We start from the raw sequence: 12,643 nt of genomic DNA on the forward strand, positions 1-12,643 counted from the left end.
GCTAAAAGTGGCACACTGCGCGTACCCGGGATAAAGAACCAAGCACGAGCCTGAAAAGACTCTGTAGAGCCAACATAAAGTATCTGGCGCCCAGACGCCTGGCTTGTTATCAAGAAACCACTTACATGATCAAGAAGAAGAACATCGAATTTGCCCGCGTCACCCACTTGCGCGGCCCCAACATCTGGACGTACCGCCCGGTGATTGAAGCCTGGGTCGACATCGGCGAACTGGAAGACTATCCATCCAATACCCTGCCCGGCCTGTACGAGCGCCTGGTGGCGTGGCTGCCCGGCATGATCGAGCACCGCTGCGGCGTGGGCGAACGGGGCGGCTTTTTCGAGCGCCTGCGCGAAGGCACGTGGTCGGCCCACATCCTCGAGCACGTGGTGCTGGAACTGCAAAACCTGGCAGGCATGCGCACGGGCTTCGGCCAGACGCGCTCGACCAGCCAGCGCGGCGTCTACAAGATGGCCTTCCGCACGCGCGAAGAGCACGTGGGCCGCGCCGCCCTGGCCGCCGCGCGCGAACTGCTGATGGCCGCCATCAACGATGAAACCTACGACCTGGAAGCGGCCCTGACGCCCCTGCGCGACATGGTCGACGCGCGCTGCCTGGGCCCGAGCACGGCCAGCATCGTCGATGCGGCCACCGAACGCGGCATCCCTTCGCTGCGCCTGAACGACGGCAACCTGGTGCAACTGGGTCACGGCGCCGCACAGCGCCGCATCTGGACGGCCGAAACGGACCGCACCAGCGCGATCGCCGAAGGCATCGCCAGCGACAAGGATCTCACCAAATTCCTGCTCAAATCGTGCGGCGTGCGCGTCCCCGAAGGCAGCCTGGTACGCAGCGCCGAAGCGGCCTGGGAAGAAGCGCAGGACATCGGCGTGCCCGTCGTCGTCAAACCCTATGACGGCAACCATGGCCGCGGCGTATCGCTGAACCTGATGACGGAAGCGGACGTGAAGGCAGCCTATGAACTGGCCGCGCGCAAGGGCGACAGCTCGGCCGTGCTGGTGGAAAGCTTCATCACGGGCGACGAACACCGTCTGCTCGTGGTCGGCAACAAGCTGATCGCGGCCGCCAAGGGCGAATCCCTGTGGGTTGACGGCGACGGCGTCTCCACCGTGCTGGAACTGGTCAACACGCAGATCAATACCGATCCGCGCCGCGGCGAAGGCGAAGATTTCCCGCTGGGTACCGTCAAGCCGCATGAATCGGGCGAAATCGTGCTGGAACTGCAGCGCCAGGGCATGACCGCCCTGTCCGTGCCGCAGGCGGGCCAGAAAGTGCTGATCCAGCCGAACGGCAACGTGGCCATCGACGTCACGGACGATGTGCATCCGTCCGTCGTGCATGCGGCCCTGCTGGCCGCGCGCGTGGTTGGCCTGGATATCGCCGGCATCGACCTGGTCACCACCGACATCACGCGTCCGCTGGAAGAGCAGCGCGGCGCCATCATCGAAGTCAATGCCAGCCCTGGCCTGCTGGCGCACATCAAGCCGGGCGTGGGCCAGCCCCGCCCTGTCGGCGCGGCCATCGTCGACCACCTGTTCGCGCCCGAGGAAACGGGCCGCATTCCGCTGATCGGCGTGACGGGCACGCGCGGCGCCAGCCTGATCGTGCGCATGCTGTGCAAGCTGCTCAACCTGTCGGGCCTGCACACGGGCGCCGTCTGCAGCGAAGGCATGTATCTGGACCAGCGCAGAGTCGTCAGCAGCGATTGCGTGAACTGGGACGCAGGCCAGCGCCTGCTGCTCAACCGCACCGTGCAGACGGCCCTGTTCGAGAGCAATCCGCGCATGATCCTGGCCGAAGGCCTGGCTTACGACAAGTGCCAGATCGGCGTCGTCACGGACATGGGCAGCCTCGATAGCGTCAAGGATTTCGACGTGCTGGACGAAGCGGGCCTGTACAAGGCCGTGCGCAGCCAGGTCGACGTGGTGGTGCCAACGGGCGTGGCCGTGCTCAATGCCGCCAACGCGCACGTGCTGGAACTGGCCGAGCTGTGCGACGGCACGGTGACCCTGTATGCGCAGGATGGCAGCCTGGCCGCCATCGCGGCGCAACTGGCCGCCGGCCAGCGCGCCGTATTCGTGCGCGGCAACCACATCGTGCTGGCCGAAGGCGGCATCGAAACGGTCTTGCTGTGTCTGGACCTGCTGAAACCGGCCACGGCCGGCAATGTCGACAGCGTGCTGGCCGTCGCGGCGGCCGCCTGGGCCCTGAACCTGCCCGTCGATCTGATTTGCGCCGGACTGCGCACCTTCGACGCGGCCCCCGGCTGCATCGGCAACTGACAGCACAGGCAAAGCAGCACTCAAGCCCGGCCATGAAGGCCGGGCCCACAAGAACACAACAGGATTACGGTTTAATTATGGAAGTATCTCGCGTACGGGCCTTGCGGGGCCCTAACCTCTGGAGCCACGACACCGCCGTGGAAGCCATTGTTTCCTGCACCACGCAGGAACTCGACATCGCCCAGCTGCCCGGCTTCGAAGCCCGCCTGCGCGCGCGCTTTCCGCAACTGAGCCCGCTGCAACCGCTGGGCAATTACAACGCCGCGCCGATGGCGCAGGTGCTGGAACTGGCGGCGCTGGGCCTGCAGGCGCAAGCCGGCTGCCCCGTCACCTTCAGCCGCACCACGCCGACCCTGGAAACGGGCATCTTCCAGGTCGTCGTCGAATACTCGGAAGAAGCCGTCGGCCGCCTGGCGCTGGAACTGGCGCAGCAGCTGTGCCAGGCCGCGCTCGACGATGCGCCGTTCGACCTGGCCGGCGCGCTGCACCAGTTGCAGGAACTCGATGAAGACGTGCGCCTGGGCCCATCGACGGGCGCCATCGTCAACGCCGCCGTGGCCCGCAACATCCCGTTCCGCCGCCTGACCGAAGGCAGCCTGGTAACGTTCGGCTGGGGCAGCAAGCAGCGCAAGATCCAGGCCGCCGAAATGGACGGCACCAGCGCGATTGCCGAAGCCATCGCGCAGGACAAGGAACTGACCAAGAAGCTGCTGGACTCGGCCGGCGTGCCGGTGCCGCACGGGCGTGTCGCCGTCGACGCGGACGATGCCTGGGCCGCCGCCTGCGAGATCGGCCTGCCTGTCGTCGTCAAGCCGAAGGACGGCAACCAGGGCAAGGGCGTGACCGTCAATGTCACCACGCGCGAACAACTGACGGCCGGCTTCCTCGCGGCGCAGGAATTCCGCGACGATATCCTCGTCGAACGCTATCTGCCGGGCCACGATTTCCGTTTGCTCGTCATCGGCAACAAGATGGTGGCAGCCGCCCGCCGCGACCCGCCGCAAGTGGTGGGCGACGGCCAGCACACGGTGCGCGAACTGGTCGACCAGGTCAACCTGGATCCGCGCCGCGGCAGCGGCCACGCCACCTCGCTGACGAAAATCCGCTTCGACGACATCGCCCTGGCCAGCCTGGCCAAGCAGGGCTATGTGGCCGAATCCGTGCCGCCCGTGGGCCAGCGCGTGATCTTGCGCAATAACGCCAACCTGTCGACGGGCGGCTCGGCCACCGACGTCACCGTCGACGTGCATCCGGAAGTGGCGGCGCGCGCCGTCGCGGCCGCGCACATGGTGGGCCTGGACATCTGCGGCGTGGACGTCGTCTCCGAAAGCATCTTGAAACCGCTGGAAGAGCAGAACGCCGGCATCGTGGAAGTGAACGCCGCACCGGGCCTGCGCATGCACCTGGCGCCGTCGTTCGGCAAGCCGCGTCCCGTGGGTGAAGCCATCATCGCCGCCATGTTCGCCGAGGGCGACGATGGCCGCATTCCCGTCGTCGCCGTCACCGGCACCAACGGCAAGACCACCACCGTGCGCCTGATCGCCCACCTGCTGACGGCTTCCGGCCTGCGCACGGGCATGACCAACACGGATGGCGTGTATATCGAAGGGCGCCAGATCGACAGCGGCGACTGCAGCGGCCCGCGCAGCGCGCGCAACGTGCTGCTGCACCCGGACGTGGACGCGGCCGTGTTCGAAACGGCGCGCGGCGGCATGCTGCGCGAAGGCCTGGCCTTCGACCGCTGCCAGGTCGCCGTGGTGACCAACATCGGCGCCGGCGACCACCTGGGCCTGAACTACATCACCACCGTGGAAGACCTGGCGGTCCTGAAGCGCGTGATCGTGCAGAACGTGGCCGACAGCGGCGTGGCAGTCTTGAACGCCACCGACCCCGCCGTGGCGCGCATGGCCAAGAATTGCAGCGGCACGGTGACCTTCTTCGCCGCCGACAAGACGCATCCCGTGATGGCCACGCACCGCGCACAGGGCAACCGCGTGGTGTACGTGGAAGACGGCAAGCTGGTCGCGGCGCAGGGCAAGGAACGCCACGAAATCGCCCTGTCGCAGGTGCCGATCACGCGCAACGGCGCCATCGGCTTCCAGGTCGACAACGTCATGGCGTCGCTGGCCGCCGCCTGGGCCGTGGGCCTGGACTGGAAAACCATCGCGCTGGGCCTGAAAACCTTTGCCAATGAAGCCGACAATGCGCCGGGCCGCTTCAACGTCTTCGATTATCGTGGAGCCACGCTGATCGCCGACTACGGCCACAATCCGGACGCCATCCTGGCGCTGGTGCAAGCCGTGGAAAGCATGCCGGCCAAGCGCCGCTCGGTGGTCATCAGCGGCGCCGGCGACCGCCGCGACGAAGACATCCGCCAGCAGACGGAAATCCTCGGCGCCGCCTTCGACGATGTGCTGCTGTACCAGGATCAATGCCAGCGCGGCCGCGCCGACGGCGAAGTCGTGGCGCTGCTGCGCCAGGGTTTGAACGGCGCCAAGCGCACCAGCCATATCGATGAAATCAACGGCGAATTCGTCGCCATCGACAAGGCCCTGGCGCGCTTGAACGAAGGCGATCTGTGCCTGATCCTGATCGACCAGGTGGAAGAAGCGCTGGCGCACATCGCCAAGCGCGTCGCCGAAGCATAAGCGCAGTATCATCGCGCACAAGGGCGGCCTGCGGGCCGCCCTTTTTTATGCGCGCGCGCCGCCTCCCTGCGCGCACCCGCATGGTGCAAAAGCCCCCTTGCAAGCTTGTAAATTCAGGCATGGAAATTGCTCATAAGAAAACATAAATGGGCTGACAAGAAGGTGGGGCACGCATGGTGGGCAGAATCTCGCGCATGATCGGGAAATTGACGGTGGGGCGCAAACTGGCGCTGATCTATTTGCTCGACCTGTCCGCCGTCATCTTCATTTCCGGCATCCTCATCAACGAAAAATACATCGCCATCGATTTCTCGCGCAAGGAGATGGCGGGCAACGACTACATCGCCGCGATCCGCGATGCGCTGCTGCCCCTGGCACGCGCGCAAGCCGATGCAGCCGGATCGGCAGCTGCCATCGAACTGGCCGAGCGCCAGTTCGGCAGCGATATGCGCAGCGCGGAATTGAGCAGGGAATTTTCCGCCCTGCTGCGCCAGTCCAGCAGTACGCCCGTTGCGCCGGACGACGGCATCGCGCCCTCGCCCGCCTTCGTTGCCGGACGCGCACTGCTCACGCGCGTGGGCAACCAGTCGAACCTGATCCTCGACCCGGACCTGGACAGCTACTACACCATGTCGCTGGTGATCCTGCGCTTTCCGGAACTGCTGGAAGTGATCAACAGCACGCGCGCCTTGGCCCTGCAATTGGCGACGGCCGAAGGCGCGCAGCGCCAGCGCCTGCAAACCCAGTTCCTGATCCTGGAAGGGCGCATGGACGCCACCATGGGCGGCATCGGCAGCGACTACACGGAGGCGTTCGCGGCCAGTACCCCGCTGCTGCGCCAGCACCTGGACGGCTCGCGCGCGGCCCTGCAGCAAGCCGTGGCGCAGTTTCGCGCCAGCACCCAGGCGCTGGCCGGCGCGCCTGTCCGTGCCGCTGGCAGCGCCGCGCTGCTGCGCCACGATGCAGCCGCCTCTGCGGCCCTGCTGCATGCCTGGCGCGAAGCGGAAGGCGAATTGCACCGCCTGATCCAGCTGCGCGTAGACGGCTTCTTTACGCGCATGTGGCTGCACCTGGGCACGGCCGTGCTGCTGCTGGTAATGATATTGGGCCTGGTGTTTTTCGTCGCGCGCCAGATCGCCCTGCCCATCCGCCGCCTGGCACGCGTGGCGCAGGAAGTGCGCGAAACGGGCGACCATAGCCTGCGCGCCATCTGGGACAGCGAAGACGAAACGGGGCGTCTGGTCAGCGCCTTCAATACCATGCTGCAGCAGCTCGACTTCCAGCGCATGGCGCAGCAGGAACTGGTGGCCAGCGCCAGCGCGGCCGATGCGCAGCGCCAGCTGGTCGACGCCATTCCCATCCCGCTGATGGTCACCTCGATCCCCCATCACCAGGTGCTGCACGCGAACCAGGCCGCGCACGCGTGGCAGGGCGGCCTGGAACTGGACCCGTGGGTGGGCGGCATGAGTCCGCAAGCCCGTTCGCGCTTCTTCCAGCGCTTGAGCGACCTGGGCGCCGTCGATGAATTCGAAGTGTGCTGGAGCGGCAGCGGCACGCCAACGTGGGCCCTGATTTCCGCGCGCCTGATCGACTACCAGGGCCAGCGCGCCGTACTGTCGACCTTCACGCCGATCAACAAGATGAAGCTGATGGAGTCGCGCCTGGAACTGTGGGCCAAGGTCTTCGAGGCGTCCGCCGAAAGCCTGATCGTGATGGACGCCGGCATGCGCATCATCACCGTCAACCAGGCCTTCCGCCGCCATTCGCTGTACGACATGGTGGAGCTGATCGGCAAGCGCCCGGCCTTTTTGCTCGCACCCGACAACAGTCCCGAGCAGCTCGACAGCCTGCGCCGGACCCTGGCGCGGCGCGGCTACTGGCAGGGCGAGATCCGGGTGCAGCGCAAGTCGCTGGAAAGCTATCCCGCCTGGCTGGTGATGAACGCCGTGCGCGACCTCGATGGCGTCACCACGCATTTCATCGCCAGTTCGCTCGACATCAGCGAACGCAAGGCCAGCGAGCGGCAGATCGAGCACATGGCCCACCACGACGCGCTGACGGGACTGGCGAACCGCCACGTGTCGAACCTGCGCCTGGCGGCAGCCATCGCGCAGGCGCGCCGCAGCGGCGAAAAGGTGGGCGTGCTGTTCGTCGACCTGGACCGCTTCAAGCACGTCAACGACGCGCTGGGCCACCACGTGGGCGACGCGCTGCTGCAATCGGTCTCAAAGCGCCTGCTGCAGCTGGTACGCGAAGGCGATACCGTCAGCCGCCTGGGCGGCGATGAATTCGTCGTCATCCTCAATGGCATCGGCGACGCCGCATCCATCGCCGCCCTGATTGACACGCGGCTGATACCGGCCATGCGCCAGCCGCACCAGGTGGAAGGCAACGAGCTGTATGTCTCGTGCAGCGTGGGCGTGGCCATCTATCCGGACCACGGCGGCGACATGGATACCCTGATGCGCCACGCCGATGCGGCCATGTACCAGGCCAAGAGCGGCGGACGCGATCACGCGCGCATGTTCACGCCGCAGATGCAGGAGCAGCAGTTGCAGCAGTTGCACCTGGAAAGCGATCTGCGTCACGCCATCGAACGGCAGGAACTGGTGCTGTACTACCAGCCGCGCATCGATGCGAAAAGCAGCCGCCTGAATGGCGTGGAAAGCCTGATCCGCTGGCAGCATCCGCAGCACGGCCTGATCGCGCCCGACAGCTTCATCCCCGCCGCCGAGGAATCGGGCCTGATCGTCTCCATCGGCGCGTGGGTCATCCGCGAGGCGTGCCGCCAGCAAGTAGCCTGGCGCGAGGCGGGCGCGGGCGACATCGCCGTGTCGATCAACCTGTCGGCCATCCAGCTGAAAAGCGGCGGCCTGGTGGCCACCTTGCGCGAAGTGCTGCGCGAATTTCCCGTCACGCCGGGACAGATCGAATTCGAGCTGACCGAGTCCATCCTGATGGACAACGTGGACGACACCATCGCCACCCTGCACGCCATCAAGGCACTGGGGTTTGCGCTGTCGATCGACGATTTCGGCACCGGCTATTCAAGCCTGAACTATCTGTGCCGCTTCCCGCTCGACAAGCTGAAAATCGACATGAGCTTCGTGCAGGATATCCACGGTTCGCCGCAGAATCTGGCGGTGACGAAAACCATCATCGGCCTTGGCCATACCCTGGGTCTGACGGTCACCGCCGAAGGCGTGGAAAGCGCGGCCGATGCCGACGTGCTGCGTCATGCCGGCTGCGATGAATTGCAAGGGTATTACTTTGCCCGCCCCATGCCGCAGGCGCACTTCATGGCCTGGCTGGCGCAAACCACCGCGCCCTGCGCCGCCTGACACTTCCTGTGGAGCGCCCGCAACGCGCAGGCGCCAGGTTCGACAACGCACGGCGGCCGCCAGGGCGCATGAATGCAGCAGGGATACCGGAATCGGTATTGACATCGCAAAAGAAGTCATTTGTGGGGCAAAGTCATTCCCACCTACCATGTTTCTGAGCAAGTTCCAGCTCTGGCGGCGACTGCCGCAGCGTTCTCAACATAACTAAAATACAGGTGGAGACAAGATGAAGCAATTGATGGCAACGGGCACCCGCACGTCCCGACAAAACACACGGTTGACCTTGAAGGCCACGGTGGCCGCCCTGGCCGGCGCCGGCCTGCTGAGCAGCGCTTCCGTCTGGGCGCAACAGGCACCCGCCGTGGACACGCCGGTGGAAGAAACGGCACCGGCAGCAGCACCGGCGGCCGACAATGCCGGCATCGCCGTCGTCGCCGTCACTGGCGTGCGTCGTGCTGCGCAAAGCGCGCAGACGATCAAGAAAAACAACGACCAGGTGGTCGATTCCATCGTCGCCGATGAAATCGGCAAATTCCCCGACAAGAACGTGGCCGAAATCCTCGGCCGCGTGACGGGCGTGCAGATCCGCCGCGAAGGCGGCGAAGCGGGTACCGTCATCATCCGCGGCTTGCCCGGCGTGGTGACCTTGCTCAACGGCCGCGAAATGTTCACCTCCGTGGGCCGCAGCCTGTACCTGGCCGACATCCCGACGGCCATGCTGCAGCGCGTGGACGTGTACAAATCGCAGGGCGCCGACATGGTCGAAGGCGGCACGGCCGGCGTGATCGACGTGCGCACCAACCGCCCCTTCGACTTCAAGGGCTTTACGACATCGGGCAACGTGCGCGCCGAGCACCGCGACAAATCCGGTTCGACGGACCCGAACGTCAGCGGCATGGTCTCGAACCGCTGGAAGACCCCATACGGCGAATTCGGCGCCCTGCTCGGCCTGTCCTACCAGCGCGGCAAATACTATGACGAGACGATCTGGAATGCCGAACCCGTCAAGCGCCCCGAAGCGGGCAATATCACGGGGCCCGATTCCGTCGGCATGATCCCGACCGTGGGCGACCGCAAGCGCTATGCGGCGAATGCCGCCTTCCAGTGGCGCCCGAACTCGCAGGTGGAAGTGTATGCGGAAGGCATGTCGACCCTGATCAAGCACGCGTTCGACAGCCAATTCTTCGTCGGTTCCCTGCCGTGGGGCCAGAACCCGGACATCACCCTGATCCCCGGCACCAATCAGGCGGCCACGGTGGGCAAGATCGACGGCCCATGGTCGCCGTTTACGCTGGGCTCGACCCAGGCGCGGCGCGACCGCTCGATCGGTTCGCAAGGCGCCATCGGCGCGCGCTGGGACATCACGCCGCAGCTGCGCGCCACCACGGAACTGGCGCGCACGGTCAGCAACTTCGAGCGCGAATTTCCCATCCTCGACTTTCTCGCCCATCCGACCAGCGTGATCGGCAGCACCAACGTCCACGGCGGCGCGCAGATCAGCTACCCCGGCTACAACATGACGGATCCGAAGAACTACACCCTGCTCGGCTTCTACGACAATCACAGCCACGACGAAGGCAGCTCGACCGACTGGCGCGGCGACGTTACCTACGACATGGACAGCACGGGCTTCTTCCGCGAATTCTCGGGCGGCGTGCGCCTGGCCAAGCGCAAGGCGGAGTCGATACGCGAAAAGAACGTGCAAGGCGGACTGACGTCGATCATGACTGCCGACGCCCTGCCCGGCCTGGCCTGCACTTCGCACAAGAACACGGGCAATTTCGGCCTGCAAAGCTGGCTCACGCCATGCCGCGACTTCATGCTTAACAACACGGATACCTTGCGCCAGCTGTTTACGGGCAGCAGCGAGCGCAGCCCGGACGATCCGATGACCCACTTCAAGGACGTGGAAAAAACCAATGCCGTCTACGGCAAGGCGCGCATCGGCTTTGACCTGGCGCAAGTACCGGTCGATGGCACCCTGGGCGTGCGCGTAGTGCAGACCAAGCAGGACTTGCAAGGCAATTCCTCGCAAAACGGCATCATCACGCCCGTACGCGTGAAGACTTCGGATACGGACGTGCTGCCCAGCATGACCCTGAAAGCCATGCTGCGCCAGGACCTGATCGCCCGCATGACGGCAGGCAAGGCCGTGCAGCGCCCGAACTTCGCCGACTTCAACCCCGGCGTGACCCTGGGCCAGAGCCTGGAGATGGTGCGCCCGACGGGCAACGGCGGCAATCCCGACCTCAAACCCGTGGAAGGCAAGAACCTCGACGTGGCGCTGGAATGGTATTTCGCGCAAACGGGTTCCGTCACGGCCACCGTGTTCCGCCACAACTTCAAGAATTACATCCTGTCCGGTTCGGCAAAGGAAACGTATGGCGGCATCGAGTACGACATCACGCGTCCGCGCAACACCTCGAAGGGCCATCTGCAAGGCGTGGAAATGGCTTACCAGCAGTTCTACGACAAACTGCCCGGCTGGATGAGCGGCCTCGGCCTGCAAGCGAACGCCACCTACATGACGGGCGAGCTGGAAGAATTGAATGGCAGCGTGCATCCGTTCACGGGCATGTCGAAATGGTCGGCCAATATCGTCGGCCTGTACGAACAGGGACCGTGGTCGGCGCGCCTGGCCTACAGCTGGCGCGACAAGTACGTCGACGACTACAACTACCGCGGCAAGGGCATCCACCTGACCGTCGCGCCAACCAAGACCCTGGACGCGTCGGTCTCGTACAAGCTCAACCCGAACACCACGGTGACGCTGGACGCGAACAACCTGCTCGACTCGACCTACCGCGACTACCACGACACGCCGGACTATGTGCGCGATGTGCGGCGCTATGACAAGGTCGTGGGACTCTCCGTCCGCTGGAGCTACTAGCCCGTCCCCCACCCTTTCTTCCTTGCGAGGGTTTTCAGCGCCAGCCGGCAACGGTTGGCGTTTTTTTTGCCTTGTGGAATCTATCCGACAGTGGAATTGATTTAACGCAAAATGGCGCCGCCGGGGGCTTTTATGCTGGCAGCTTGACTAGCGAACCCGGCGGGGACAGCATGCGCAATGCACGGCACGTCGACACACAGTTATTTCAACCCGACATCCCGGTGCGGCTCGACATGCGCACGGCGGCGCTGGTCGAGCATGCGCTGGCCTTGCAGGAAATGGCCGGCACGGGCGCCGCCGCCCTGTTTTTGCACTGCCACGACGTGCCGCTGCCCACCGCCCTGCGCGTGCTGACGACGGGACCGCGCCGCAAACCGGCCGGGCCGCACCTGTTTGCACGCCTGCGCCCGCGCACGGCCGCACTGGCGCATGGCTTGCCGCTACCGGCGCGCTGACGAATCCTGTACCATCGCCGCAACCGATCACATGAGGCACGGCGATGCAGGCAGCGACACCCCACGACTCCTATGCGGCACTGATGGACCTGATCAAGGCGCGCCATGCGGAACTGAGCCCGCAATTCCAGGCCGGCGCCCGCTACCTGGCCGACCATCCGGACGAAGTGGCCGTCTCATCGATGCGCAGCATCGCCGCGCGCGCGCAGGTGCAGTCGGCCGCCCTCGTGCGCCTGGCGCAACAGCTGGGCTTTGCAGGCTGGCCGGAACTCAAAGCCATCTTCGTCGAGCGCCTGCGCACCGCACCGGCCGGCTATGCGGCAAAGGCAGATGCGCTGGCCGACAAGGACGGGAACCTGGTCACCGAAGTGTTCACGGTGCAGCAGCGCAACCTGGCCGCCACGGAAAGTGCCAACCACGCCGCCCTGGATGCGGCCGCCAACCTGCTGCAGGCGGCGCCCCGCGTGCATGTGGCCGGCTTTCGCGCCGCCCACCCCATCGCCTACACCCTGCACTACCTGTACCGCTTGCTGCGCCCCAGCGTGCAGCTGCTGAGCGGCCAGGGCGGCACCCTGGAAATGGACTTGCGCGCCCTGCAGGCAAACGAAGCCGTCGTCGTCGTCAGCTTCGCGCCCTATTCCAGCGAAGCGCTGCTGGTGGCGCAGACGGCGCGCCAGGCCGGCTGCCAGCTGGTCGCCATCAGCGACAGCCCCCTGTCGCCGCTGGCCCTGCAAGCCGATGCCAGCATCGTCATCGCCGTCGACAGCCCCTCGTTCTTCCCCTCCATCGTGGCCGGCGTCGCGGCGGTCGAAAGCCTGGTGGAACTGCTGGTGGCGCGCGCGGGGCCCGACGCCGTCACCGCCATCGGCGCGGCGGAAAGCCAGCTGCGGGCGCTGGGCGCCTACGCAAAAACATCAAACGATGCAAATTAAAAGCAAATACATCAAACGTTGTTAAATGGCGCAACGCCTTCTATAATCGGTCTTCCCCTTGCCGATAAGAAAGC

At 65.5% G+C, this 12,643-nt stretch carries 6 protein-coding genes; all 6 read left to right on the forward strand.

The window, feature by feature from the left end; all coding sequences use genetic code 11:
• Nucleotides 1–125: 125 nt before the first annotated feature.
• A complete protein-coding gene (locus tag U0004_RS22985; RefSeq protein ID WP_070260333.1) occupies nucleotides 126–2,303 on the forward strand; it encodes a cyanophycin synthetase in 2,178 nt (725 codons plus the stop codon).
• A 77-nt stretch (nucleotides 2,304–2,380) separates the two neighbouring features.
• Nucleotides 2,381–4,951: a cyanophycin synthetase gene (cphA, locus tag U0004_RS22990; RefSeq protein WP_070260335.1), complete on the forward strand. Its 2,571-nt coding sequence runs from the start codon at nucleotides 2,381–2,383 to the stop codon at nucleotides 4,949–4,951.
• A gap of 173 nt (nucleotides 4,952–5,124) precedes the next feature.
• Nucleotides 5,125–8,292 carry an EAL domain-containing protein gene (locus tag U0004_RS22995; RefSeq protein ID WP_070260337.1) on the forward strand — a complete coding sequence of 1,056 codons (3,168 nt, stop codon included), beginning with the start codon at nucleotides 5,125–5,127 and terminating at the stop codon, nucleotides 8,290–8,292.
• A 226-nt stretch (nucleotides 8,293–8,518) separates the two neighbouring features.
• Entirely contained in the window at nucleotides 8,519–11,182 is a 2,664-nt protein-coding gene (locus tag U0004_RS23000; RefSeq protein ID WP_070260340.1) for a TonB-dependent receptor, read from the forward strand.
• Between the two features lie 170 nt (nucleotides 11,183–11,352).
• On the forward strand, nucleotides 11,353–11,637 hold the full coding sequence (locus U0004_RS23005) for a hypothetical protein (RefSeq protein WP_070260342.1): 285 nt from the start codon (nucleotides 11,353–11,355) through the stop codon (nucleotides 11,635–11,637).
• Nucleotides 11,638–11,681: 44 nt separating this feature from the next.
• Nucleotides 11,682–12,569, forward strand: coding sequence for a MurR/RpiR family transcriptional regulator (locus U0004_RS23010; RefSeq protein ID WP_070260344.1), 888 nt, complete (start codon nucleotides 11,682–11,684; stop codon nucleotides 12,567–12,569).
• Nucleotides 12,570–12,643 lie beyond the last annotated feature (74 nt).

The organism is Janthinobacterium lividum, from assembly GCF_034424625.1.
In the GTDB taxonomy this organism is placed as follows: Bacteria; Pseudomonadota; Gammaproteobacteria; order Burkholderiales; family Burkholderiaceae_D; genus Janthinobacterium; species Janthinobacterium lividum.